Consider the following 26948-nt stretch of genomic DNA (forward strand, 5'->3'; position numbering starts at 1 on the left):
GAGAGCCTTACCTACACAGCAGCGATGTACCTCGCAGGACAGGACCCGAACCAGGAACTTCTGAGCCCGGCTAGACTTGCCAATCTCACGGGATTTCCACCGCTTCTGCTTCAGGTCGGAACCAATGAGGTTCTCCTTGACGACTCCACGCAGATGGCAGATCGCGCACGGGCAAGCGGCGTGGACGTGATCCTCGACGTTACCGCCGATGTCCCGCACGTTTTCCAAGCGTTCGCTGGTATCCTCGATGAAGCCGATCAAGCCCTAGACCGTGCCGCGTTCTTCATTACGCAGCATCTCAGTTGATGTTGAGCCGAATTGGCGAATTTCATAGCGAGCACTTTTAATGCTTTATTTTCTCCATTTTCGGTAGTTCTCAACATATGGAATATTATTCGCTTCTCTAAACTTTTAACAACCCCTAGGAAACACTATTCCTAGGGGTATCTGTAAACTTCCAGTTATTATATCTTTTATGAAGAATACTTAAACCAAAATCTGAGGCCAATTCAATTTACTAACATTCATATATGTTCTATCAATTAGACTATAAAAGGGTACCCTATAGGTACCCCTAAAACCCAAACATCAATCCTTACTTAGTGAATCCAGTAACTTCTGGAGATAATCGATTTGTTCCATGAATATGCGCGTGATGATGAACCCGGGTTGTTATATTTTCTCAAAATGCATATTGCGTACACTATGTACGTAATATGCAATAGGGAGTTGAAAAGCATGGTTCCAAAAAAGGAGGGTGTAATTATGCATGAAGTTATTAATGCGACAGATGTCAGGAAAGATTGGGGACATTTTATTGATAATGTTGTGCGTTTAAAACCCTCTTTGGTAAAGCGGAACAGAGACTATCTTGCAGCTATGTCTCTGGAGCATTTGGAAGTTGTTTTAACACCGTATAGGTTCACTCTTGACTATGAAAAAGAGGTTGACGGCAGCTTAAGTGGTTCTCTGAAAGAGCTGGATATTGTAGCTAATGCTGCAAGTTTGGGGGCGTTAAAAACAGAGATTACTAAAGAAATGATTGAATATGCTCAGGCATACATGGATGAGTTCGATAAATATTATGGGGCTCCCAATAGAAAGGCTCATTTTCCTTATGTTATGCGGGTGCTAATACAGAAAGATGAGGATGCTGTAAGAGGTTTGCTGGATGCCTAGCTGGAGAGAATTAATGCGATTTTGTGAACGGGATGGATGGGAGCTCTACAAAAATACCGATCATTATTTTTATCGAAAAATAATGGACGATGGAAGCTTAAAACGCACCTTTATTTGAGATTGCTTTGCTCTTCACTTAAATAAGTCTTCAAGATCCATACTAAACCCTTTCAAAACATCTGAATGGGCTGCCCCTGTTTCCTTCAATACCTCTACCTGCTGATATTGCCCTTCTTCATTCAAACCATAGATCTGTACAGTATTCAAAAAAGGATTAACAATCCAATATTCTTTAACCCTATATTGCATATATAAATTAAGTTTCTTAACGAGATCATGAGCTTGATTTGAAGGAGATAGAATTTCAATAATCAGTTCTGGTGAACCGACATATTTATTTTCGCCTAGTTTCGTTTTATCACAAATAACCGATAAATCCGGAATGACCACCTTGGCCTTTTCAGTCTGATCTCCTTGGTCATCATCGGCTGTCCCTAGCTCAATGTCAAAGGGTGCTGGGAACACTTCACATTCTTTTCCTTCAAGGAAATTGAATAACTTTGCATGTAATCTGCTGGAAATTCTTTGATGCTTCGTCGAAGGAGATGGTACCATATACACTATGCCATCGATATATTCTAAATAACTCTCGGTATTCTCTCTGAGTTTATTATATTCAGCGATTGTAATTACATGAGGTTCAGTTAAACCCACTATGAACACCCCCTCATTTGCCAAGACTTATGCATTTACCATATTATAACACAAACAACCTGTCCATTCATTAATAGCCTCTGATCCTCATTAGCCGCTCGATACCAGGCACTTCTTTATTTTTCGAGCCTACAATGTGACAGAGAGACTGACGGATCTAGGCATCTCGAACAGTCTCTCTGTCGAATTACGGACATTTACACTATCAATCAACAGACGCTATCTGGCTGCATTAGCACTATCGGATATACCCTGACTACGCTTGCCGTTTTTCAAAAATTGTTGCAACTTACTTTCATCAAACTCTTTCTCCCACTTCGCAACGGCGATGGCAGCCACCGGGTGACCAATAACATTAACAGCGGTGCGAGCCATGTCGAGAACGCGGTCAACAGCGGCTAATAATGCAATCCCCTGCATTGGCAAACCGACTGCGGTTGCAGTTGTAAGCAGCACAACGAATCCGGCCATCGGAACACCAGCCATCCCTTTCGACGTAATAACCAGCATCAAAATCATCATGGCTTCCTGACTGATGGAAAGATGGAGTCCGCCTAACTGCGCGACGAACATAGCCGCAACCGACAAATACAGGCTAGTCCCGTCGTCGTTCCAGGAAAGTCCAAGCGGAATAACGAAGGACGAAATCGATTTTGGTACGCCAATCTCTTCCACAAATTCAATCAACTGCGGCATAACCGCTTCAGAGCTTGCGGTAGAGAATGCAATGATAAAGAGATCGATGATTCCCCGGAACAACTTGAAGAACGGTACATGCAGAATAAATTTACTGACAAGCGGGAACAGAACACAGAGAACAATTGCAAGTCCCAAGTACATTACACCAATTGCCTTTGCCAGTGGCAGGAACACTGTGATACCATACTTTCCAGCTGCATAAGCAGAAAGAGCAAAAACACCAATCGGCGCCACTTGCATAACCCACCGGATGATTGTGAAAGTCGCTTGAGAAATACCTTCAAAAAAGCGGATGGCTACTTTGCCGGCTTCTCCTGTTACGGATGCAATAGCTAGCCCAAGTATGGTGGCAAAGAACACGATGGACAGCATAGAGCCGTTATACATTGCCTTAACCAGATTGGACGGAGGAATGTTGACAATCATAGAGACGATATCAATTTTCTGACCTTTCGCAGCACTGTAATCTCCCACGTTTGCTTGTTGAATGTGAACACCAAGCCCGGGATGGAGAACGTTCGCAAGGATTAGTCCTAGGACAAGAATGATGGTGGTAATAAACTCAAACCAAATAATGCTTTTTAGTCCAATACGACCCATTCTTTTCATATCCGCGATTCCGGATGCTCCGACAATTAAGGCTGAAAAAACAAGCGGAATGATAACCATTTCAATCAGGTTTAAGAACATATTCCCAACCGGCTGAATCGCCACACCGAACGAAGGAAACATAAGTCCCACAATGGCACCTAAAATAAGCCCACTGAAGATATAAATCGCAAGTTTTTTGTTCAATTTAATCCGACCTCCTCTAGAAAATAGTTAAGTCGTCTACTCTATCCGTCTATCATTAACAGGAGTTATGCAGTTTCATGAAAAGAGCCTGTCCCATTCGACCAAATTGGCGTGAATCGATGTACAAATACAAAAACATTACCAAAAATAATCTTTTTAGATAGTACGATACTTCGCCTTTCCTATCTCATAGAGGTTGTTCCCCTCTTGATCGATAATGACCATTATCGGAAAATCCTTGACTTCAAGGCGCCGCACAGCTTCCGGACCAAGTTCCGGATAAGCAATAACTTCCGCAGCAACAATTCGTTTCGCTAAAAGAGCACCTAAACCACCAATTGCGCCGAAATATACCGCACCATATCTTTTCATTGCATCAACGACTTCTGCAGAACGCAAGCCTTTACCGATCATTCCTGTCAAGCCCCGTGCAATCAACGTTGGGGAATACGCATCCATCCGATAACTTGTTGTGGGTCCCGCCGAACCGATCACTTGACCCGGTTTCGGCGGAGTAGGCCCAACAAAAAAGATAATCTGGTCTTTTACGTTAAATGGAAGTTCTTCCCCACGAGCCAATGCTTCCACCATTTTTTTATGAGCGGCATCCCGTCCGGTATAGATTACACCGCTTAGTAGAACATTATCGCCGGATTTAAGCTGAGCTACTTTTTCATGGGTCAATGGGGTTTCAATACGAACGACCTCCGTCATTAATATTCCCTCCCCGTCAGAATTATCTCCTTATGGCGGGCTGCATGACAGTTGATATTGACGGCGACCGGCAACATAGCAATATGAGTCGGGTAAACTTCCAAGTTAACCGCTAATGCCGTGTTTGTTCCCCCATAGCCTTGTGGCCCAATCCCCAGTTTGTTGATTCGCTCCAATAATTTCTCTTCGATTTTCGCTAAACGCTCTTCCTTATTATGAACACCTACTTCGCGGAGAAGTGCTTTTTTCGCTAAATAACTTGCCTTTTCCATTATGCCACCCACACCGACGCCCACTATAATCGGTGGACAAGGATTCCCCCCAGCCCTTTCTACAGTATCTACGACGAATTGCATGACCCCTTCTAAACCATCGGAAGGCTTGCACATTTTTAAAGCCCCCATGTTTTCACTGCCCGCACCTTTTGGAGCAACCGTAATATGAAGCTCATCCCCAGATACAAAATCATAATGAATAATAGCGGGAGTATTATCCTCGGTGTTTATCCGTTCAAATGGATCATTGACCACCGATTTACGGAGATACCCCTTTTTATAGCCACGACGTACCCCTTCATTCAGTGCATCTGTAAGCATTCCGCCCTCAATATGCAAATCCTGGCCCATTTCAACAAAAATGATGGTCATTCCTGTATCTTGACACATTGGCACCCGCTCTTCATGAGCAATCGAAGCATTTTCGATTAGACGCTCAAGGACTTCCCGTCCTGAGGAAGATGTTTCCGTTTTTAATGCCCGTTGAAAACTGAGCATTACATCATTTCCAAGGTCATAGTTAGCTTCAATACACATTTTTTCTACGGCTTCTATAATTTCATTCACATTAATTATCTTCATTTCTTCTTACCCTTTAACAGGTTTTTTGTCTCTCCTTCCTGAAGATCGCTCAAACGGTTCGGTAACCTATTTAGGCTGTTTTTGAGCCATCTTTATTTAATAGTTCTGCGCCAGCGATACCCGGATGCGTCATTTCGTAGGGATTAAGAATAATATCCAATTCTTCTTTAGACAGAACTCCCTGTTCCAAACAAAGTTCTCGCACTGGCTTACCCGTTTCGATAGCTTCGCGAGCAATTCGGGCCGCTGCTTCATAGCCGAGATGCGGGTTAAGTGCTGTTATCACGCCGACACTTCTGTTGACATAATCTCTACAACGATCGACATTGACTGTGATTCCTGCTAATCCATATTTTTTAAAGACATTTAAGGCTTGGTTCATAATGGTCAGAGACTGCAACAAATTAAAGACTAACACTGGCTCCATGACATTTAATTCAAATTGACCAGCCTCCGATGCAAAACAGATCGTTTGATCATTTCCGATTACCTGAAAAGCAACTTGATTAACAACCTCGAACATAACCGGATTGACTTTCCCAGGCATGATTGATGAACCGGGCTGACGAGCAGGAAGATTGATTTCACTCAGTCCAGCACGTGGGCCGGAAGCCATAAGACGGATATCGTTACAAATCTTCGAAAGATTAATCATGCAAACCTTCAAGGCAGCAGAAACTTCAGTGTATTCATCCGTGTTTTGGGTTGCATCAACGAGATTCTCAGCATTAACCAAGGGGAATCCACTTAGATTCGCTAAAAGTTGAACTACTATTTTGATGTAGTTCTCATCGGCATTTAGTCCCGTACCAACGGCAGTTGCTCCCATATTAACTTCATAAAGATGGTTACGTGTAGCCTTGATGCGGTCAATATCCTTTAAAGACTCGACTATACGCTTCGAACTCTTGACCCATACGAATAGGAACAGCATCTTGTAAGTGCGTGCGTCCCATTTTGATAACACTTTCAAATTCTTTCGCTTTATTCACAAAAGTGCCATGAACTTCTTCCATTGTATTTATGAGCCTCTCAAGTCCAGTGAGGATAGCAATGTGCACTGCTGTTGGAAAGGAATCATTCGTCGATTGGGCCATATTAACATGCGTGTTCGGGCTAATAACTGAATAGTTTCCTTTGTTCTCGCCGAGAATTTCGATGGCTCGATTGGCGATGACTTCATTCGTGTTCATATTGATCGAAGTACCTGCACCACCTTGGACCGGATCAACAATAAATTGTTCATGCCATTGACCTTGGATGATCTCGTCCGCGGCACTACAAATCACTTCACCCAGACGTGGGTTGAGATGTTTAACTTCCATATTGGCTTTAGCTGCTGCCTTTTTAACAATGGCCATCGCCTTGATCAAATCTTCATGAATACGATAGCCTGTGATTGGGAAGTTTTCTGTCGCACGTAAGGTTTGGATTCCGTAATAAACATCACTAGGTACTTCCTTGCTGCCGAGAAAATCCTTTTCTATTCTTTTTTCATTTATTGACATTTCTATTCCTCCATTGTTCCCTTAAGGTTTTTGATTTAAAAAGTCTTTGGCATCTTACTTTTGCTGCTTCTGGCGTGCCAGTAACGGTCAATGTCAGGCTAACAAGCCCACTTTATTGAAATGTCTCCCTTCCCATCACCTAGACGCCCTTTCTTCCATTAATTCGCATTAATACACCTTCTTCGCACTTATCAGAATAATCATAAGCTTTTATCTATGGCAAAATACAAAAAACTACAAAAAGTAACACTGAACAAGTCAAACTTTTTTTAGATGCGGCATGGAGAAGAACCATTTTGCTTCAAGAACTACTTCAACTCCCTCTCAAAAACGGGGGCAAAATTATATGCATTAATATGAATTTTGGGGAACTTTAGCTTATTTTGTAGAAATATATCTTGACAATGGGAGGGGTTGCACTAATAATTAATATAAAATGTAAATTTTTTGAATTGAAAGGATTCAAGATGCCTAAGCTTAATTTGCAGAAGCGATTTCCGACCTTGGCTTTTATGATGCTAATTGTTCCTATTGCTGGTCAGTATCGAATATATCCCTTTGATGATAGCTTCCGAGTTAGCTTAGGAACACCGACGTTTTTCTTTTTTTTGTTATTTAAGAAAAAAATAAACCCGCTTGTTGCGGGATTATTAGTCGGTATATCTGTATCTTGCTTCCGTTTATTACTTGGAATTACTACTGCCAAGATAGGAACTTTGAACTATGCACTAATTTCTAATATTGATGCGTTATTCTACTATCTAACATATGGCGCGTTTTTTTTTCTTTTCCGAATTAAGCGTTTTTCTGATAAGCCGCTCCTGATTGGAATATTAGCTGCTTGTGCTGAGATTTTGGCAAGCCTTGCGCAAATTTTAGTTAGGCATATTTTAATAGGAATGAGCATTCCTAACGGTCTCTTGGTTACACTTGCACCCATCGCGATTATTCGGAGCTTTTTAGTGCTCGGATTTTATAGTATCTTTGCAATACGGGAAGCCCAATTATTAGAAGAGCAACAACAGCAGCGTATTGATGTCATGCTTGTTGAAATTTCAAACTTATTTGTCGAAACAATTCAACTTAAGAAATCGATTAAAAATTCAGAAGAGGCTACCCGAGCCTGTTATACTCTATATCGTCATCTCACCGATACGCAAATCCCTAAAAATCAGGCATTCGCTCAGACCGCCCTAAAACTTGCGGGCGAAATTCACGAAATTAAAAAGGATAACCAACGTATTTATGCTGGGTTATCCAAAATCATTTCCGATAAAAATTTTACCGATTATATAAATGTTAATGATCTAGGTACTATCATTCAAGAAATTAATCAAAAATATGCACAGTTAATAGGGAAAAACTTAGATTTTAAAATTTGCATTCAAGGCGAGCACCCGAGTTATTATACCTATACTGTTTTTTCTATTCTTAATAATTTGGTAAGTAATGCGGTGGAAGCTATAACAGATGCTGGAAGAGTGTTAATATTCATTACTCGCTGCCAGGAAGATGTTGAATTTAAAGTTTGTGACAATGGCCCCGGTATCCCCGCAAAAATCCAGAGTGCTATTTTTGAGTATGGGTTTACAACAAAGTTTGATATTTCCGGACGACCATCCACAGGTATCGGCTTATCGTATATTAAAGATGTTACTGGAAGCCTTGGAGGAACAATTGAATTATTAAATGAGCCTTCATTATATTCAACCTGTTTCCTTGTGCGCGTACCCATCAAAGCCTTAACGGAAAGAGGATAAAAAATGCGCTATTTTATTGTGGATGACGATATCGCTTTTCGCGCCATGCTAACAGAAATTATCGAAGAAGACTTATCAAATGAGATCGTAGGGGAAGCTCGTGATGGTTCAGAAATCAATGCAAAACTTCTTGAGGCGAAAAAGGTTGACATCTTAATTCTAGATCTTCTAATGCCTCACCTGGATGGAATTCAAACCGCAAGAAGTCTCCAAGAAGTATTTAAGGGCAAAATTATTATGATTTCCCAATGCGATTTCAAAGAGATGATTGGGGAAGCCTATACCTGCGGAATTGAGTATTATATTACTAAACCTCTGAATCGGAACGAAGTTATGAGTGTTTTAAAGAAAGTGAGCGAACGTATACTAGTCGATCAATCTATCCAAAATATTAAGAAAACTCTTAGTAATCTTAATGATAATTTCGCAAACCCGCTTTATAGCCCTTATCAGGTCAAGTCAATTAACGATTCTGGACGTTTCCTTTTATCAGAATTGGGAATCGGCGGGGAAAGCGGTGGACAGGACCTTTTATCCATACTTAAATATTTATATGAACATGAAAAAATTGCAGGAAACGAATACACTTTCCCATCTCTCAAGGAAATTTTCTCGAATGCAGGAAAACAAAAATTCGGTCTGAAAAATGATCCTGTAACTCTTCAAAAGGAAATAAAGGCCACTGAACAAAGAGTCCGTAGATCGATCTACCATGCCTTAGTTCATATTGCCTCCTTGGGACTTACAGATTACTCTAATCCCAAATTTGAAGAATATGCTTCAAAGTATTTTGATTTCGACCAAATCCGAAAAAAGATGCTTGAGCTGAAGAATGGACAAGATAGTGGTCAATCCCATACCCGAATCAATTCGAAAAAATTTATCCAAGTGTTTTATTGGGACGCAAAAAAACTAAATACTTAAGATAATTCTTATCGGAAAGGTAACTATTCAGGTCGCCTAAGTGATCAGCAATTTAAAGCTGAACTCAAGGCGACTTTGGTTTAAATGGAAATACCTTTTAAGTTAGCGGACAACTGAATTTCTCTGGCTTTGTTATAACGATGTATTGTCGTGGGACTCGTCGTAATGCTTGATTAGTCACTTGATCAAGAGGAACTTCCCAGCTGTAATTGTTTGCTAATTAGTGATCGGATTTGAGCCCTGCTCCACACATTGGAATCAAGCAATCAGATATCTTTCCATTTAACTCACAATGCTTTAGGTAGGCTGCATAAGTGGCTGCTGTTGTATGCTCACAGTAAATGCCCTTTGCCGCAAGTTTCATTCTAGCTTCCATAATTCGATTTTCCGGAGCTGTAATTATTTTAATATTATATTTGTAGACATATTCTAGAATTTCCTCTCCACGCATTGGTACACCAATTGCAATTCCCTCAGCCATTGTCGGTTGGGGAATTATCTTAGCGGGATGCTTTTCTCTATTTATAAACGCTTTTGCAAAAGGAGCGCAGTGTTCACTTTGAACTGCTACAATATTTGGCATTCTCTCGATGACAGCACTCTTAAGGAGCTCTTCTAATCCTTTTACAATACCAATGAATAATGTACCGTTGCCAAGTGGGACAAAGATATTTTCTGGAATTCTGTGCAATTGTTCATAAACTTCATAAATATAGGTTTTGGTTCCTTCATAGAAAAAAGGATTATACACGTGATTAGCATAATACTTTCCTTCTATATCTACTTTCTTCCTGCAGACATCAGCACAGTTATCTCTTGACCCTGGAATAACACTAACTCGTGCATTATGAGATTTAATCATATCAATCTTCTTCGGTGACGTTCCTTCTGGAACAAATATCTCGCAATCAATCCCAGCTTTTGCACAATAGGCTGCTACACTATTTCCAGCGTTGCCACTGCTGTCTTGTACAACAGAATCCACACCAATTGCTTTGCAGTGAGCAATAAGCATGGCGGCACCTCTATCTTTGAAAGACAAAGTAGGCATAAAATAATCCATTTTAAGCAGTACATCTTTATCAAATTGAATTATCGATGTCATACCTTCACCCAGACTAATTTCACGCCACTGTTCTCCTTCTAATGGCATAAAAGCTCGATAGCGGAAAATGCTCCAGGTATCGTGATCTACTAAAGACAGGTCAAACTTCGGAGCTGTATAATCCAGTTTCCAAAGCCCCCCCGCAATCACATTTTGCTTTTATAGTTGTTGCCTCAGTTATTTCTCCACATTTTGAACATATGTACTTCATTTCTATTTCCCTTCGTAATATCAGCATAAGCATAAAAACTATTCGTAACTATTAAGACGCTTGCCTATTCCCAGTTCTATAGCTTTTTTGTACACAGCAACTGCTGCAGCTGTATCCTGAATTGCACTACCTGTCGTATCAAAAATCGTCATATTATCTCTTACCTCTAACTTCATCTAAATAACTGTAAATCGTAACTTTAGATAAGTTCAAGCTTTCAGCAACTTTATCAATAGCACCCTTTACTAGGAATACTCCCTTTACATCCATGAAACGTATAATATCTATATTATCTTTTCTTTTTAGGCTGCCCACATCTCTATTCCCTATGATATTGTCAATTAGGTCATCGATGATCGTCATCACATCCTGATTAGGAATATCATCGTCAGCAGTCATTTTATCCTGGTTAGATTCTGGTAAAAAACCGATAACTTCTTCCTTTATCAGATAAGATAGTGTCAAGTCGTAGTTGATGCACAGCATTCCTACCACGTCACCTTCTGAATTACGGATTAGAGAAGATGATGACTTGATCTTCTTGCCATTCGCAGTTTCAAACACATAATTCGCTGTATAATCATCTTTGAATTTTTTACTTAGCAAAACTTGTGAATTGAGATAGTCAAATGACTGACCTACTTTTCTTCCAGTTACAGTACCGTTTGAAACATATACCACTGACCTTTCGGGTTGTGTCAAATCATGGATAGCCACTTCACAGTTTTTCCCGAATGTCTGCGTAATCATATCAGCAACTGAAATATATGATTTTAAGATTGGATGCATTTTTATTTCTCCAATAACATTTACTTAAATTTTTACTTATATTTATTACTGCAGCTTCCCCCGGCAGAGAATCGGAATTTCCTCTACTGCTTCATCTCCTGAAATTAGTACCGCATAATCGTATAGATTGCAAACCGGGCAGATATGGACAGGAATAATCCGCACTTTGTCGCCGACACGAATTTGCTCTCGAAAATCGTTATTATATATGATAGCGTGTTCATCGTAGACCTTTGCGATATGGACATCGGGGTACTCCTTTATGATGCCCTTGAAATGAACATGGGGACACGCCTTGATTGTTTTCATTGGCAATAAAAATATCCTTTATGCCGTTAGCCGCCATTACTTCCGCTTCGCCAACCTTAGCCACAGTGATGCCAGATGCACCAGTTTCTATCTGCATATTGGCAACAAATGGCATTTTATGTGTTTTGGTATGCGGACGCAAAGCAACGCTGTTAATATCGGCATAGGATTGCTTATAGTTCAGATTCTCTATCAAAATCTCACGGTCAATAAGCAGTGTGGGAGTATCTAGTTGTGTGTACCTCATTTCTCTCACTCCTATTATGTTGATATAGTGTATTTTATATAAAAAATTATATAAAATCAATAATTACCATCACAACTTGGTTGATTCATATAATATTTTATATATCTTGTTACGGCATCATAAGAAAAACTAATGAGAAAAAGTAGCTTAGATAGCGAGTGAACTCGTTCAGCTTAAGCTGAACGAGTTCACTATCATTCGGCGTCTTTGATGGGAGATAAGTATCAATAGTGATATTTTCACACAGTCGTCCCCCAGCTGACAATCCGATAATACACCTTGGCCGTCAGCCCGTAGACAAGGGCATAGAACAGGGCAAAAACCAAGATGGTACCTGCTGTGCACCAGACGAACAAACCCACATTGGTGAGATACAGTACGGCCAGCAATTTAGTGATGATGGGAAAAGCGAAGGCAGTATGGATCCCAGCGGTAACCAGGGGCAGGAAAAACACGGTCAGGATCTGACTGCGGATGGAGCCCTTTACCTCTTCAAGGCTCATCCCCACCTTCTGCATGATTTCAAAGCGAGCTTTATCGTCATATCCTTCGGAAACCTGCTTGTAATAGATGATCAGTACCGTGGCCATAATGAACAGCGCCCCCAGGAAAATGCCCAGGAAGAATAAACCTCCATAAACGGCGAAAAAGGATTCTTTGGCTGCCACCGGGGATTCAATGCTGCTGCCGGGATAATCACTGCCCACGGCAGTGTGGATGTCCTGGTAAACAGCCGAGATGTCAGCCTCGCCGGCGTCCAGATTAAAGCCCAGATAATAGTTATAATCTGAAGGCTTACCCCCATTTTCTTCAGCAAGCGTTGCCTTCATGGCTTTGATCACATTCATATCTTTGACCACGATATAATAGCTGCCCGAGATGGATGACCTCTCCAGGGTATTTTCAAAAAGCGAATCCAGCCTTTCCTTGACAGTAAATGTCCGATTTAACACCGTCAGGGTATCGTTTTCATACTTGCTGGGACCGGAATAAATCAGAATCTCCTGATCCCCTAAGCTGACCGTTTTATGGGTCAGCCGGTTATAATCCTCCAGAGGAATCAGATAGTATTCCCTGAGCGACGATGTGGCGTTGGACATTTTGCTCTCAGCGGTGATCACCGTGCCGCCCTCTTGATTGCCGGGAAAGAACAGATACCTGTAATCCAGCCTATCCTTCACCACCAGCCGGTGCTTTGCCAATACTTTGTGAACTGACGTCTGCAGGCTCTCGACGGATTGTTGAACAGATAGGGGGGCGGAGATCATGATAGTTTGAGGGTACCGAGTGCGCAGCACGTCCTCCATCCCAATGTACAAGGACACAGTGGTGGACACCATCACCAGCACAGCCGTGGCCATGATGCAAATACTGGCCAGCCCCACGGCGTTTTGTTTCATTCGGTACATCATCCCCGCTACGGCGGTGAAATGCCGGGTCTGATAATAGTACCCCTTGTTCCGGCGCAGCAGTTTAAGCGCAGCGATGCTGCCGGCGGTAAACAAACAATAGGTGCCGACCATCACCAGGAGGACAGCATAGAAAAATTGGCTCAGGGCAGCCAAGGGAGACTGGGTGGTGAGGGAGATATAATACCCTCCGCCCAAGCTCAAGGTCCCGATCACCACCAGAGGCCATTTTGTTTTCGGCTCCTTCTCCCCGGTCTGACCGCCCTGCAGGAGTTCAACAGGCTTAGCCAGATGAATTTGGCGCAAAGTATTGAGCAGCGTCAACAGAAAAATTCCCGCAAACAATACCAGCGCAGCCGCCAAAGCTCGGCCGGAGACGTTAAAGCCCAAGGGCACCTCAAAGTTGAGGATTTTCAGCAGAACCATGAAGATCAGCTTAGAGAGAAGTATCCCGCCCAGCAGACCCGCCCCCAGGCTGATCACCGCCACATAGAGGGTTTCAAACCCCAAAACTCTGGCGATATGCTTCTTCTCCATGCCCAGGATATTAAAAAGGCCGAATTCCTTTTTGCGTCGTTTAATCAGAAAGCTGTGGGTATAGAAGAGGAAAATCACTGCGAAAATAGCAATCACATAGGAGCCCAGATTAAGGATGGCTTGCACCTGAAAGCCGCCGGACATTTTTCCTAAGCCCTCATTTTCAGACAGAAAAACCATAATGTAATACATCATTACCGTGCCTATGCAGGTCAAAATGTAGGGCAGATAGGTTTGGGCATTCTTTTTTAGATTGGTAGCGGCCAGCTTGGCATAAAAGAATCTACTCATGGTGTCCACCGCCTGTGGCCATGGTGGTCAGGGTATCGGAGATCTTCTGGTACATAGCTTCATCCGACATGCCGGCTTTATAAAGCTGGTGGAAGACCTCCCCATCCTTAATAAACAGTACCCGTTGGGCATGACTGGCCGCTTTCACGCTGTGGGTCACCATTAACAGGGTCTGCCCCTCCTGATTAATTTCTTTAAACAGGCGGAGCAAACCCTCAGCGGCCTGAGAGTCCAGAGAGCCGGTGGGTTCGTCCGCCAGAATCAGCTGGGGTTTGGTAATCAGGGCGCGGGCTACGGCACAGCGCTGCTTCTGCCCTCCCGACACTTCATAAGGATACTTGGCCAGGATATCGCCGATGCCCAGCTTGCAGGCAATGGGCTCCAAACGCCGGGTCATCTCCTCATAAGACTTGCCGGAGAGCACCAGGGGCAGGAAAATATTATCCTGCAAGGAGAAGGTATCCAGCAGATTAAAATCCTGAAATACAAAGCCGAGATTTTCCCGGCGGAAAGCAGAAATCTCCTTTTCTTTAATGGTACTGAGTCCTTTTCCCTTGAGCAGAACCTCACCGCTGGTGGGTTTGTCCAGAGCGGCCAGAATATTGAGCAGGGTCGTTTTCCCTGACCCCGATTCACCCATAATCGCCGCATATTCACCCTGCTCCACGGAGAAGGACACATTGGCTAAGGCCTGAACATGACTGCCGCCAAAGCGGGTAGTATAAACTTTTTTTAGATTTTTCACCTCTAAAATGGTCATCGAAAAGAACCTCCTTTGCTGAGTAGGTTCAGTATAGCAAAACTGGAAAATGCCCTGCCATAACTTTGGCTTACATTTTCCAGTTTAAGCTTACCTTTTGGTAAGGTAGCTCATAATTTCACTCCAGCACTGTATCCACCCTATCCAGGCCGATTTTCACTTTCGTGCCCTTGCCCGGCTCCCCTTCGATCACAATGGTATGAGACAGCTTGGTCAGGATTCGCTTGCACAGGTAGAGGCCGATCCCTGTGGACTTTTTATCCCTTCGGCCATTATAACCGGTAAAACCTTTTTCAAAGACCCGGGGCAGGTCTTCCCCGGCAATACCTATCCCTGTATCGGCGATCACCAGGGTTTTGGCACCGTCTCTTTCCATATAAATGGAGATCGTTCCCTCCTGAGTGTACTTCAAAGCATTGGACAAGATCTGCTCAATGACAAACACTAGCCATTTTTCATCCGTCAGCACGTCACAGTTCAGTTCAGAAAAATCCAGGCTGATCTTCCTGCGGATAAACATCTTGGCATATTTGCGCACCGCCTGCCGGACGATATCGTCCAGAGCATAGCGTTTCAATACAAAATCGGAAGAAGGGCTCTCCAGCCGCAAGTATTGGAGAACCATCTCCACATACTGTTCAATTTTAAACAGCTCCATGGCCAGCTCCCTGTTCTGCTCCATACTTTGAGGAGTACTCCCGTCATCCTCTGCCGGGGATTGGAGTAAGAGGCCCATAGCAGCGATAGGAGTTTTGATCTGATGGGCCCACAGGGTATAATAATCCACCAAATCGCTTCGTTCATTATCGGCCTGGGAAACCAGTCTGATCTTATCCCGGTAGAGGGCGGCGATGAGCTCATGATACTCCTCTTCCAATAATCCTTTAGCCTCAGGGAGCCCTTCCAGGCTGAAGATGATTTGTTGCTGCAAATTCTGGAGCACTCTGCAACGCTGATAATAGCTATAGAAATCCACTGTCAGGACCGGGATGGCCAGGGCAGCACAGAGCAAAGCGGCATAGAGCACCGCTTCCACCTGCAGATGATACAGGTAAAACACCAAGGCAAAGATACCGGCAAAGATGCAGTACAAAAGAATTCCCCGGCTATGCCCCCGGAGGAACTGCTTTCCTGCCGACCATAGACTGATCTCGTTCATATCAGGTCACCATATACCCTATCCCTTTTTTGGTCACAATAAATCCGGCCAGCCCTGCCCCTTCCAACTTTTTGCGCAGCCGGGTCATGTTCACCGTCAGGGTGTTTTCGTCGATATAACTATCCGTTTCCCACAGGCGGGCCATGATTGCTTCACGGCCCACGGCCTTCCCTTTATTCTCCAGCAGCATTTTCAGGATCTTATAATCGTTCTTGCTCAGCTCAACTTTGATGTCGTTATAGGTTAAGGAAGCATCGCTGGTATTGAGGATGGCTCCCCGGTGCTCCAACAAATCCATCGGTCCGGCGAAATCATAAGTCCGGCGCAGCATGGCCTGCACCTTAGCCGTCAGAACACTCAGATCGAAAGGCTTGGCAATAAAATCATCACCGCCCATATTGATGGCCATGACGATATTCATATTATCAGAAGCGGAGGAGATAAAGATGATGGGTACCTTGGACACCTTGCGGATCTCACTGCACCAGTAATAGCCATTGTAAAAAGGCAGCGAGATGTCCAGGAGCACAAGATGAGGATTGTAGGAGACGAACTGAGACATCACCTGCTCGAAGTCCGTCACACATTCCCCTTCACAACCCCATGTCCGGATATGGTTTTTAATCGCTTTGGCAATGACAGCATCGTCTTCGACAATCAGGATTTTATGCATGAAAAAGCTCCTTCCTATTCCCGATACTATTCTATCATGAAAGATGGGCGATAAAAAACCGGCCCCTGGCTCCATCGATGACATACTCGGTGTAAATAACCGGTATCCGTTTTGAATCTACTTCATTTCTTTGCTTGGATCTGAGGTGCGGCTATGCTAAACTTAATACAAATAAATTCTATTTAAGGATTAATTTAGCAAAGAAGCGATCCGGCACAAAATACAACGATATGTGACAACCCTCATTAAGTCATAAAGGAGGACTTCCATGAATTTTAAAACAATACAAAACCGATTATCCCAAGTCAAAGAAATAGCCATCATCAGCAGGAATGCTGAGACCGACGGTGTAATCTGCCATATCATGGGTATGGTACTTCGTGACGATGGTACATTACAAATGTTGATTTTACAATATGACGAAGCGTATCTAGAAAAACTGGAGAATGCTGAAATTGCCATATTGGCAGCTTCTCCTGGGGAAACGCTTACTAACCGCATCCAACAGCGAGGCGACAGAAATCTTCGCCCCACCCTGTGTTTTGGCAGCGTGGAAAAAGTTTGTTTTGGCGACTTGGAACTGAAGACCAATGCAAGCGGCAGCTGCAAATGCGATGCAAAGCAATGGGATAAGGCAGCCTTGTTTACCCAATTTCTCTTAAAAGGCTGGAATCCGGTGGGGCTTGATACTAAGGATATTGACGCTATGTTTCTGACAAATCTGAATTTCGAAGGTACGTATGACACTATTCCGGACTTTGATACAGATGCCCCCATCCGTTTTTCCATGCGCATTTCCAGCACACGCCATCTGCTGGAAATGCCTGTGACTTTGACTGTCGGCAGCGAATACCCGAATAAACTATACTTTACCGATAAGGTAAGCGGAGAGGAGCATTGGGTGCAGATTAACAAGGTTACCCTCTGTGATATGTGGGCGGAAATGTCGAAGACCTTTGCTAATCCCCAGCTAAAGGAACAATCCCTGGAGGAACTGGCCCGAAGTAAAGCAGAATTTGAAGAGCGTTTTTCAAAGATGTGCCCTAAAGGAATGTGCTATCCGGTTATTGAGTATGAGTGTGAAGAGGATATCCACCTTCACTTTTATAGCAAAAGGTGGCTGGATGCGGAACCAGACCATAAGAACAGTGGTCTGGGCTTTCTCATGAAAACTGACAAACCCATAGGAAAACTGGGACTTAAACTAAAAGGCGACATTATCCAGGAGCCACTGCCGGCGAATACCGTAACCATTGAAGCAGAGTTATTCCACTATAGTCGGATTGGTAAAGCGGATGATGTCGTGATAGCTAAGCAGGATTGCAATATTTGCATTTTTTCCTCCTAAGTCCAGGAATTAAACTATATCTAAGAGAAGAGATTTTATGGACAAGAGTGTCGCAAATGCAATCATAAGATACATCGCCTCCGGTTAATTTTTTTATGTTGATTCATCTGAATTTAATCTAATCTTGCCATTCATAAACGAAGACAGGCTTTGGGTTGTTTTCCGAATATTTGGGGAGGATGAACACACGGTCCAAAGGTTGCAGCCGGACTGCGTTTTCGATTACCCCAGCAATTTGAGGCAGGCTGCCCCTTAGATAGGCCCTATTCTAATACTCGCGATCATGGATATGATACTTCTATTTTGTTAATTTGTACATTTTTTCAAGACTTGATGATAAACCGGCATATCTTCGGCAACTGCAGACACAACTTCAAGTTTTCCTTCACGAATCATTTCTTCTATACGGAATGCGACCCAGGAATCATGAATTCCAAATTGATATTTACTAATCACCCGCCCGATAACCTTTACCTCCTGAAATTCCTCACCTTCTGCTGCGATTTCACGAAGGATAACGTCATCATAGAGAGTTTCCGGTACACTGATCAATTGTCCATTCAGCGTGGCCCGCAAAGGTGCGTTCTCCTTTTGCAGCTCTTGCCAATGAGCTGCACAGTTTTGTTCAAATACCGGCAGCACAGGTTTTTGCAAGGCCAGATACCGATGCCATTCTCCGGGAGTAACTTCACCCCAGCCGCTTTTCCGGACGATATTTCCCTTTTCGTCAGCTTCCCATTCCGGGAGCTTGACAATAGCAACCTGTTTGCTAGGCACTTTCCACTGATTCAACTGCTCCATGAACCAATAGAGTCCACACATTTCATCAGGCTGATTGCTGTACCAGATTCGCAGGGATTCTCCCCTTTCCGCCCGTCCCTGAACCTTTTTCAAATCTTCTTTTGCCCTTTTAACTATTTCCTGAGCCGCCAGCATACCCACGTCATGGGGATAAACGCTGTATAAGTGTTCCAAAGTCTGCTTCCGCTTGATACCGGGCTGTTTCTCTGAAATATCTCCGACGCTCAGCATCAAGTTGAAGCCATAGATGTCCGCTGTATTTCCACCCAAGGGGACAGCACTCTCCCAGGCTAAGCGTGCCTTTGCCTTTGCCTCTCGTTGGGCAGTTTCAACTTCCTCTTTGGTTGGCTTACTTCCATCCGCGTGACTAACGATAGCGCTAATAAACTCATCTTGATATTTCCCCTTGCCATAGTGCTGCGCCACTTTAAGACTTCCACAAGCACTTTCGCTGAATACTATTTCAATCATATTAACCGCCTCTCAAATGCATATTTGCTTATATCGGATTATCCTTGAGTGAACTCGTTCAGCTAAAGCTGAACATCGGGGCTTCAGATGGGGACTCTACCCCACCTGAAGTTAACGAAGGACCCACCCTCACTTAAGAAGTGGGGGTCTGCTTCGTACCCAGTTGGAGAGATTTGGAATCATCAAGTTCTCAGGCAGTTCTTTCCAAAACCCGTCGTTCGCCTTTAAATTCCATATGTTCATAGAGAACAGACTTCGTAAAATCGCATATTTTTTTAAAGTTAGTTATCATTTCTTCTCTCATCTCTGGCCTAAGTACAGTTTCAATATCGTATGACTACACCAATGGCTTATTTACTGGGTTTTCCGTACATACAGTGATCTTTAAGTAAATTCATTAGCTTCGGGAAAACAGAATGGCAAACATACTTAAATCACGCTTATTTTGATCGGGATACAATAATGCATTCTGGAAATTCATGGTTGTTTTTACCAAATACTTTTTCTAAGTCTAAACAGGTTAATTCTTCAATATTTATATGATGTTTTTTTATCCTTGGCATTCCATCATCGAACCATTGGCCTAGCCATATACGCCAGAGCTCAATTTCATCAGCATTCAACAAATGGGCATGTAAATAGCGAATGAGGTTTTCAGCTCTGCTTTCAGTATAATCCCACTCCAAATAAGCTAAAAACTTTTTTGGGGTATAAATATCGTCACAAATGTCGGCTTTATGGAATTCTCTGATTGATATTTCCCCAAAGTTTTTTTCATCATCTACCCATAGTATGACGTCAGGTTTGTCTTTATCAAAGGATGATTCCAACAAAAAGTCAGGAACTTTTATTCCCAGCTCTAAAGCCTGATTTACAGATAGTTGTTTGACATGGGGATCTTTTACTTCTTCCAGGGGATAATCGCTGGCAAGATATGTAAGCACACTCAATTTGCAGATCACCTTCTATTGATTAGTAAATCGTCGCCCCAAAAGGTATCAGACCGGTAATAGCCCAGGCAACACCTACTATTTCCACCACTATCCTCCATTTCCTGCTTACGGCAGTAAAATTAAAATCCAGAGCCTACTATCGCTCTGGATTGCTTTTCATCGTTCTTAATTTATTACTTAAACACTCATATTTCTAATACAGTATAGAACAATAACTATCGCTATAATTGTAATTCAAATTACAATTAACAACCGGAAATTTCAACCTTCTAATGCTTTACCGCCCTGCACAACACTATTTCCGTGGCTATGGAATCTTTCATCAGCACTAGACTTCACAAATATCCTTAAATTACAGAACCGGATAGAGACTTTTTCGTCTTGGATAATTATCCAGTAATTCTTTGATAATTGTTAGTCCTGTTTCCAGTTCTTCCAGGGTATTTGGTGCACTGACAGCCAGGCGAAGAGTTGGTTTCTCCGGTTTCGATCCTACATAGAACCGATTAGCCGATAAAATTTGCACACCTTTTTCTAAGGCCAAATATTCTAATTCAACATCATCATAACTGGCGGGCAGTTGAAGAAACCGATAACACGAAGTTGGCGCCGGTAATACATGGTATCCTATCATAATCTCATCGAAACGTTGATTGCGGTCTTTAAGTAAGCGGATTTTTTCTTCTTCTATGCGCTCATAGGCTCCAGTTGATTGAAGAAGTGAGACAATTTCCGAGGTGTATGGCGAGGCCATCCAGATAATATTGTTCAGTCCATGGGATAACTTCTCAACCAAAGATGATGGAGCAGCAATATACGATATACGAAAAGCCGGGCTAATTGCTTTTGATGTACCCATGATAAAGAGGCTCTGTTCCGGAATATAGGCGCTTACCGGCTTAATTTTCGTTTCCAGGCTAAAGCTAAAGGTAGCGTCTTCCATTAGCAGTAAATTATTGTCTGCAATAACTTTGGCCAGTGCTTTTCTTCTTTCAGAACTCAAAGTTACTGTGGTCGGATTGTGATAATCTGACATAATATAGATGCCCTTCGGTTGCTCCCGTTTACAGGCGGACTTTAATTCTTCAATTTCCATACCCTGTTCATCCCCCAAAACAGGAACCAGAATAACACTCATGTATGAAGCTAAACTTATTAAGCCAGTATAGGTATATTCATCAACAACAATTCTATCCCCTTTTTCAAAAAGTGTCATAAGAATAATCGCCAAGGCATTTTGGGTTCCTGATGTAATGAGAATGTTTTCAGCCTGAACATTGATTTTATACTGCATTAGCCAATTAGCTGCAACATAGCGATGTTTAATATGTCCTTCCGGTGGACAATACGTCATAGTTAAGCCATGATCCATGGAATCCCGAACTTGTTTAATGAAGGTTTCAATCAAAGGATTGCATTCATAAAGAGGGATTGCCATACCTAAACTAATCAAATCAGTATCTTTATGATCTGTTAATAATGAGATGGGCAGTCCCGGACTTGCTGCTATAAATGTCCCTTTCCCAACAATACCTTTAACCAAACCTTTTTCTTCACAAATTTTATACGCTCTTGTAACCGTACCATGATTAAGGCCAAGCTGGTTAGCAAGGACACGCTGCGGCGGCATTTTATAACCGCGCATCAGTATCCCTTGATTAATATCATCTTGTATTGCTTGGACAAGGGCTTGATATAAGGGCATATCATCCCTTGTCTTTAGTTTCGGTATCCAGCTTATTTCGTTGCCATATTGATCCAGCTTCATCCTCTTACCTTCTTTTATCTCGATATTTCCAATTGTATCTCCTACAATACATCAAATTTGTATCTAGTACAATATAACAATTGTATTATGATTGTCGAGTGACTTATAATCAATTGTATTACTAGTTAGGAGGTAAAACGAGATGTTGCAAATGATAATTTATTCAATAACCATTATGTATACACCGGGTCCTGTAACGATTACCGCTGCCAATATTGGCTTAAACCGAAAATTCAAAGATGGCTTACCTTTTTATGCCGGTGTTAGTTTAGCTATTTTCGTCCTGTACATATTGATCGGATACTTTGGCAGCCTGCTGCTTCCAGCCCATGACTTATGGCCAATCAGTTTAATTGGCGGTATATACATGCTCTATTTAGCTTATAAAATATTCCTCTCTAATGTTGATTTAAATAAAGCTTATTTTACGACGATAGGATTTCGCGATGGCTTTCTTATGCAGCTTTTCAATCCCAAGGCCATAATTGCTGTAATGCCTGTTGTAACCATTTATTTTCCTCAATTAAATATCACCGGGATTAAAATACTTTACATGGCTATCTTTTTTACACTACTTGTTTTTGGGGCGCCAACTTTATATGCCATTGTAGGCCAGTTTTTCTCCGATATTATTCAGAACAAAAAAGTGATTCTCTTCTTCAATAAGATCATGTCTTTAATCTTAACTTATATTGCCTTATCTATTTTATATCATGACATCTATTTGCGCTTTTTCTAATCACTGTGTAAACACGCTTCCTTGTTAGAACTAGTGTTTTTATTATTCATAACGGCAATATAGTCTTCTTTATTTCTCAACACCACATTGTGCGTAACATTGATTTCCATTGGTGAAAATAAATTCTCCGTACGGAAATCAAGTACGGACTGTCCCGTTGCCATCGAGCATAACCTTTCTGACAGCCAGAGGCTCCCTTATAAAGGAAGCCTCTGGCTCAGATAAACGTAAGAGATTTCTGGAAGGTCTATCACGCTGACTTACAGAAGTCTTTTCTTTTTGCCATTATCCATGCTGTTTAACGGAAATACCGCCATTAATTCATGTTCCGATGGGATTAGTTGAGCAATATCATACAAGATCTGCCTCAATAAAAATGTTATGATTAGATGAAAATTAATCAAAGGAGTTATATAACAAATGGTCAATGAGATCAGAAACATTTGCTATGATACAGATCTAAATATTGAGGCTTATCAATTTAAAGGTATCATGCAAAAATTCCCAAACCACTTTCACGATTATTATGTCCTCGGCTTTATCGAGTCGGGCAAACGCTATCTGACCTGTAATAATCAGGATTATATTATTAACGCCGGAAACATTACTATTTTCAATCCTCGTGATACTCATACATGTGAACAAGTTGATGGAAATGCCTTGGATTATAGGTGTATCAATATAGAGCCTAATATAATGAGGCGAACTGCAGAGGAAATCACAGGTGATGACATTATGCCTCACTTTAAGCAGACCGTTCTCTATCACAATGAGATTGCTGCCTCCCTGCGGGAACTCAATCTTATGATCTTCGAGGAAGAAAATGATTTTATCAAGGAAGAGCTGTTTTTATTTCTCATCGAGCAATTAATTGAAGACTATTCAGATACAATTCCTAAATCGTTCTCACAAGAACCTACTACAGGGATAAAAACTGCTTGTACTTATCTAGAGTCAAACTATTCCAAACCCATCACTCTGGATAAATTAAGCGAAATAACAGGGCTCAGCAAATACCATTTACTCCGTTCCTTTACTCGGCAGAAAGGGATATCTCCCTACAGTTATCTCGTTGCAATCCGTATTAATAACGCAAAAAAGCTTTTAGAACAGGGTATGTCTCCCATAGAGGTGGCTTTTCAAACAGGTTTCAGTGACCAGAGTCATTTTTCGAATTTCTTTAAAAAACTTATTGGCTTAACGCCCAAGCAGTACCTGAAAATTTTCCAACACAATCCAAAACCTTTGCTATCTATGGGAGAGGAGATTTGATATGGAGAACCGTAGAATTGTTGCCGGCCATTTATCAGCACTTGGTACGATTCTTATTTGGGGAGTAACTTTTATATCCACGAAACTATTGCTGAAGGACTTTACCCCTATTGAAATATTACTTTTCCGTTTTGTTATCGGTTATATAGCTTTATTTCTCGTCTATCCCCACCGCTTGAAAACTAAAGACTTTAAGGAAGAACTTCTTTTTGCCCTATCAGGATTATGCGGCGTCACCTTATATTTTCTTCTGGAAAATATCGCACTTACGTTTACGCTGGCAGCCAATGTGGGGATTATTGTTTCTATTGCACCCTTATTCACAGCACTTTTAGCTTACTTTTTCGACGGCGAAAATCTACGCACAGAGTTTTTTATGGGCTTTATCATCGCAATCATCGGGATAGTATTGGTTATGCTCAATGGCAGCTATATTTTAAGGGTAAATCCTTTAGGGGATATATTAGCGTCCCTTGCGGCGATTGTTTGGGCAGTATACTCCGTTTTAATGCGCAGAATCAGCAGATTTAACTATCATACCATTGGTTGTACCCGCAAGGTTTTCTTCTATGGACTACTTTTTATGCTTCCGGCTCTTTTCTTTGTACCCTTTCATTTCGATTTTTATACGTTTACAAAAGTACAAAATATGTTCAATCTCTTATTCTTGGGTTTAGGGGCTTCCGCAGTGTGCTTTGTCAGTTGGAATTGGTCTGTTAGTATTTTAGGAGCTGTAAAAACGAGTGTCTACATCTATATTGTTCCTGTCATTACCATCGCGGCATCTGCTCTTATCCTCCATGAACTAATTACCTGGGTTGCCTTTGTGGGAGTGCTCCTTACTTTGGCAGGTCTTTATATTTCTGAGAGAAAGACAGTTAAGATTGTTAAACAAATCGATGTCTAAATGTAGGTTCAGGAAGTAAATGCCAGAGCGGTGAAATATACGCTGGGACCTGCAAGAAGCCGATTGCACAGTGCAATCGGCTTCTGCCATGTACAATTATTTAACTTTTAGAGTCCAATTACCGTTTATTACAAACGTCGGCCAGTTCACGTCAAACTTAGCCCCTTTCAATTTCTCATCAAAACTGATACGCATTGTACATTCGTCACCTTGCCAAATGCTGTCGCCGCTTTGCACATCTTTACTGTAAAGATCAGCCTCTTGAACAGTAACCCCTGGGGTATTTCCTGTTTTCAAAGCAAATTTTAACTCGGCAGTCGCTGCGGAAGTTCTTTTTATACTTTCCAAAGTGATTTTTTGCAATTTCAGGTCGATTACCTGGCCGTTTTCTTCATTTAACGCCGGAATTGGTACCTCAAAATGACCAAGGGTCTTTTCGTAACCAACAAGCAGACTAGGTATTTTTATATCTATTTCTTGGTCGGCAGGAACCTGAGATTCAAATTGGGTAACGGGGCTGCCGACGGCGTTTTTAGCCCGGGTGTAAGTATAAACCTTTTTATCCTTGTCATATCCAAGGAGAGGGTTAGTGTTTGAGGAAGTCCCGCCACTTGTAATGCCATTTTCATTTTTAAAGTGTTCTGTCACCTTGATAAAGAAAACTTGGCTGACGCCCAAAGACACTGTCTCGGTAGTATAAAAATGCGGAGGATTTGAATTTTTTGCATAATTTTATATAAATGCCCACTTAAAAATTCTCTCCCCTACGTAATAACATAATAGAACCACCGGTCAGAGGCGCCGCTGATCGGTGGAGTAAACAAAAGATTTAAAGGGAGAGTGAAGTTATGAAAAAAATTATTTTAACGGTACTAAGTATAGTCCTACTTTCTCAAGTAATAATGGTTCCTGTTGCGTTTGCTAAAACAGAGGGAAGCCAAGATCGAATCAGACTCCATGATCAGACAAAAGATCAAATTAGGGATCAGAAGCAGGATGGAAGCTGTCAGGTATCAGCTGATCTGTTAAGACTTCAGATCAAAGATCGGCTGCATGACGGGAGTTGCAAATTATAGCTATAGCCGTCATTATCAATACTAAAACCTCATTCAAATCTATCACCCTAAAAACAATAGGTTTCGTCCAGCGACAAAGTACAAATCCATTTCAAAGTGTGGCAGCACTTATTAACACACGAGAAGGAGCGAGATAATAACTTCGCTCCTTCTCGTGTATTGTCTTCAAGACTATTACTATTTTATAAACTCCACCCAATTTATTTTCATAAATTTTTCTCGGTGCGTTTTGCCACAAATACTAAAGTCTTGCTATCCGACAGCTCATCGCTATACCCAAAACCAAGTCCCTTAAACTCTTTGATTTTATCTAAATCTTCAACGGCGTTTTCAGCCATGAAACGCACCATTTCACCACGGGCCATTTTTACATAAACTCCTTTTTCGATAAGTTTACCGCCGATCAGCTCACCGAATTTGCAAGTAACATAATTAACGTTAGCAGTCAGGTATTTCTCAACGGTTTTGCTGTACTCAGCCGAGGCAAGATTTAAAATCGTGGTATCATTCTGGGTTAAGTCCCGATAAATATCATCTTTCCAATAGTCATATAGATTGTTACAGAAGTCTGTTTTCAACTTGGCCTGCATTTCCAATCGATAAGGAACAACACCGTCGAAAGGTTTCAATATCCCATAAAATCCGGACAAAATCCGCAGATGACTTTCAATGTAGTCAAAATAGTCGCACTCAAAAACCTGCGGTGCCATGTACTTATACTGAATACCATCGTAGGCTAAAATGGCTGGGTTTGTGCAGACGCACAAATCCATTTTTTGATAGCGGTCATAATTCAGTCTTGCTATCTCATCGTTACAGCAAAGCAGCTTTTTAAGTTCCTCGTATTTTAGGCTTTGCAGATATTCTTTAAGCGTTTGGGTTTTTTCAAGGAATACAGGGGCATTGCGGGGCAGGAGAAAATCAGCGTCCATATTCATTTTCTTGGCAGGGGAAATTATAATTTTCAAGCATT

25 protein-coding genes and 2 pseudogenes are annotated in these 26948 nt (G+C 41.8%); 9 read left to right on the top strand and 18 right to left on the bottom strand.

Annotation, left to right across the window (positions count from 1 at the left end; genetic code table 11):
* Positions 1-306, top strand: a pseudogene (locus ACPUYX_RS17980) (alpha/beta hydrolase); the annotation flags it as partial.
* A gap of 459 nt (positions 307-765) precedes the next feature.
* On the top strand, positions 766-1179 hold the full coding sequence (locus tag ACPUYX_RS17985; RefSeq protein WP_426381003.1) for a hypothetical protein: 414 nt from the start codon (positions 766-768) through the stop codon (positions 1177-1179).
* Positions 1180-1311: 132 nt separating this feature from the next.
* Here the strand turns inward: ACPUYX_RS17985 and ACPUYX_RS17990 are convergent, their stop codons facing one another.
* From ACPUYX_RS17990 to aspA, 5 genes and pseudogenes are all read right to left on the bottom strand, one after another.
* Positions 1312-1893 carry a Uma2 family endonuclease gene (locus ACPUYX_RS17990; RefSeq protein ID WP_426381004.1) on the bottom strand — a complete coding sequence of 194 codons (582 nt, stop codon included), beginning with the start codon at positions 1891-1893 and terminating at the stop codon, positions 1312-1314.
* Positions 1894-2112: 219 nt separating this feature from the next.
* Positions 2113-3387 (bottom strand): dicarboxylate/amino acid:cation symporter, encoded by a 1275-nt coding sequence (locus tag ACPUYX_RS17995; protein WP_426381005.1) that lies wholly within the window; start codon positions 3385-3387, stop codon positions 2113-2115.
* A 156-nt stretch (positions 3388-3543) separates the two neighbouring features.
* A complete protein-coding gene (locus ACPUYX_RS18000; protein WP_426381006.1) occupies positions 3544-4101 on the bottom strand; it encodes a Fe-S-containing hydro-lyase in 558 nt (185 codons plus the stop codon).
* Complete coding sequence (locus ACPUYX_RS18005) at positions 4101-4958, bottom strand: fumarate hydratase (RefSeq protein ID WP_426381007.1); 858 nt, start codon at positions 4956-4958, stop codon at positions 4101-4103. Before ACPUYX_RS18005 ends, ACPUYX_RS18000 begins: the two co-directional genes overlap by 1 nt.
* Positions 4959-5028: 70 nt before the next feature.
* Positions 5029-6466, bottom strand: a pseudogene (aspA, locus tag ACPUYX_RS18010) (aspartate ammonia-lyase).
* 467 nt (positions 6467-6933) lie between these two features.
* On the opposite strand from aspA, the gene ACPUYX_RS18015 reads away from it, so the two are divergent.
* A complete protein-coding gene (locus ACPUYX_RS18015; RefSeq protein ID WP_426381008.1) occupies positions 6934-8226 on the top strand; it encodes an ATP-binding protein in 1293 nt (430 codons plus the stop codon).
* A gap of 3 nt (positions 8227-8229) precedes the next feature.
* The gene (locus ACPUYX_RS18020) at positions 8230-9150 is read left to right on the top strand and encodes a response regulator (protein ID WP_426381009.1); all 921 of its coding nucleotides are present in this window, start codon (positions 8230-8232) and stop codon (positions 9148-9150) included.
* 220 nt (positions 9151-9370) lie between these two features.
* On the opposite strand, the gene ACPUYX_RS18025 is transcribed toward ACPUYX_RS18020, so the two are convergent.
* The 8 genes from ACPUYX_RS18025 to ACPUYX_RS18060 all read right to left on the bottom strand — a co-directional run bounded on the left by ACPUYX_RS18025 (position 9371) and on the right by ACPUYX_RS18060 (position 16640).
* The gene (locus tag ACPUYX_RS18025) at positions 9371-10405 is read right to left on the bottom strand and encodes a threonine synthase (protein WP_426381010.1); all 1035 of its coding nucleotides are present in this window, start codon (positions 10403-10405) and stop codon (positions 9371-9373) included.
* A gap of 214 nt (positions 10406-10619) precedes the next feature.
* Positions 10620-11255, bottom strand: coding sequence for a helix-turn-helix transcriptional regulator (locus tag ACPUYX_RS18030; RefSeq protein WP_426381011.1), 636 nt, complete (start codon positions 11253-11255; stop codon positions 10620-10622).
* 45 nt (positions 11256-11300) lie between these two features.
* Positions 11301-11564, bottom strand: coding sequence for a hypothetical protein (locus ACPUYX_RS18035; protein WP_426381012.1), 264 nt, complete (start codon positions 11562-11564; stop codon positions 11301-11303).
* Positions 11476-11811: a hypothetical protein gene (locus ACPUYX_RS18040; protein ID WP_426381098.1), complete on the bottom strand. Its 336-nt coding sequence runs from the start codon at positions 11809-11811 to the stop codon at positions 11476-11478. The genes ACPUYX_RS18035 and ACPUYX_RS18040 overlap by 89 nt, the downstream gene beginning before the upstream one ends.
* 239 nt (positions 11812-12050) lie before the next feature.
* Positions 12051-14048, bottom strand: a complete 1998-nt coding sequence (locus tag ACPUYX_RS18045; protein ID WP_426381013.1) for an FtsX-like permease family protein — start codon at positions 14046-14048, stop codon at positions 12051-12053.
* A complete protein-coding gene (locus tag ACPUYX_RS18050) occupies positions 14041-14808 on the bottom strand; it encodes an ABC transporter ATP-binding protein (protein ID WP_426381014.1) in 768 nt (255 codons plus the stop codon). The genes ACPUYX_RS18045 and ACPUYX_RS18050 overlap by 8 nt, the downstream gene beginning before the upstream one ends.
* A gap of 118 nt (positions 14809-14926) precedes the next feature.
* On the bottom strand, positions 14927-15967 hold the full coding sequence (locus ACPUYX_RS18055) for a sensor histidine kinase (RefSeq protein ID WP_426381015.1): 1041 nt from the start codon (positions 15965-15967) through the stop codon (positions 14927-14929).
* Position 15968: 1 nt separating this feature from the next.
* The gene (locus ACPUYX_RS18060) at positions 15969-16640 is read right to left on the bottom strand and encodes a response regulator transcription factor (RefSeq protein WP_426381016.1); all 672 of its coding nucleotides are present in this window, start codon (positions 16638-16640) and stop codon (positions 15969-15971) included.
* A 268-nt stretch (positions 16641-16908) separates the two neighbouring features.
* Between ACPUYX_RS18060 and ACPUYX_RS18065 the strand changes: the two genes are divergently transcribed.
* Positions 16909-17988 carry a hypothetical protein gene (locus ACPUYX_RS18065; protein WP_426381017.1) on the top strand — a complete coding sequence of 360 codons (1080 nt, stop codon included), beginning with the start codon at positions 16909-16911 and terminating at the stop codon, positions 17986-17988.
* Between the two features lie 306 nt (positions 17989-18294).
* On the opposite strand, the gene ACPUYX_RS18070 is transcribed toward ACPUYX_RS18065, so the two are convergent.
* The 3 genes from ACPUYX_RS18070 to ACPUYX_RS18080 form a co-directional block, all read right to left on the bottom strand.
* Positions 18295-19260: a DUF3658 domain-containing protein gene (locus tag ACPUYX_RS18070; protein WP_426381018.1), complete on the bottom strand. Its 966-nt coding sequence runs from the start codon at positions 19258-19260 to the stop codon at positions 18295-18297.
* Positions 19261-19700: 440 nt separating this feature from the next.
* Positions 19701-20204: a hypothetical protein gene (locus tag ACPUYX_RS18075; protein ID WP_426381093.1), complete on the bottom strand. Its 504-nt coding sequence runs from the start codon at positions 20202-20204 to the stop codon at positions 19701-19703.
* A gap of 361 nt (positions 20205-20565) precedes the next feature.
* Complete coding sequence (locus ACPUYX_RS18080; protein WP_426381019.1) at positions 20566-21981, bottom strand: PLP-dependent aminotransferase family protein; 1416 nt, start codon at positions 21979-21981, stop codon at positions 20566-20568.
* A 142-nt stretch (positions 21982-22123) separates the two neighbouring features.
* Here ACPUYX_RS18080 and ACPUYX_RS18085 point away from each other — a divergent pair, with 142 nt between their 5' ends.
* From ACPUYX_RS18085 to ACPUYX_RS18095, 3 genes are all read left to right on the top strand, one after another.
* Positions 22124-22720, top strand: a complete 597-nt coding sequence (locus ACPUYX_RS18085) for a LysE family translocator (RefSeq protein ID WP_426381020.1) — start codon at positions 22124-22126, stop codon at positions 22718-22720.
* 420 nt (positions 22721-23140) lie between these two features.
* Positions 23141-23992, top strand: coding sequence for a helix-turn-helix domain-containing protein (locus ACPUYX_RS18090; RefSeq protein ID WP_426381021.1), 852 nt, complete (start codon positions 23141-23143; stop codon positions 23990-23992).
* A gap of 1 nt (position 23993) precedes the next feature.
* Positions 23994-24899 carry a DMT family transporter gene (locus ACPUYX_RS18095; RefSeq protein WP_426381022.1) on the top strand — a complete coding sequence of 302 codons (906 nt, stop codon included), beginning with the start codon at positions 23994-23996 and terminating at the stop codon, positions 24897-24899.
* 96 nt (positions 24900-24995) lie between these two features.
* Here ACPUYX_RS18095 and ACPUYX_RS18100 read toward each other — a convergent pair whose 3' ends face one another.
* Complete coding sequence (locus ACPUYX_RS18100) at positions 24996-25577, bottom strand: hypothetical protein (protein ID WP_426381023.1); 582 nt, start codon at positions 25575-25577, stop codon at positions 24996-24998.
* A gap of 170 nt (positions 25578-25747) precedes the next feature.
* Here ACPUYX_RS18100 and ACPUYX_RS18105 point away from each other — a divergent pair, with 170 nt between their 5' ends.
* The gene (locus ACPUYX_RS18105) at positions 25748-25975 is read left to right on the top strand and encodes a hypothetical protein (RefSeq protein ID WP_426381024.1); all 228 of its coding nucleotides are present in this window, start codon (positions 25748-25750) and stop codon (positions 25973-25975) included.
* Positions 25976-26181: 206 nt separating this feature from the next.
* On the opposite strand, the gene yaaA is transcribed toward ACPUYX_RS18105, so the two are convergent.
* Positions 26182-26943, bottom strand: a complete 762-nt coding sequence (gene yaaA / locus ACPUYX_RS18110; protein WP_426381025.1) for a peroxide stress protein YaaA — start codon at positions 26941-26943, stop codon at positions 26182-26184.
* Positions 26944-26948 lie beyond the last annotated feature (5 nt).

It is taken from the genome of Desulfosporosinus sp. SYSU MS00001, assembly GCF_049943955.1.
Lineage (GTDB): Bacteria > Bacillota > Desulfitobacteriia > Desulfitobacteriales > Desulfitobacteriaceae > Desulfosporosinus.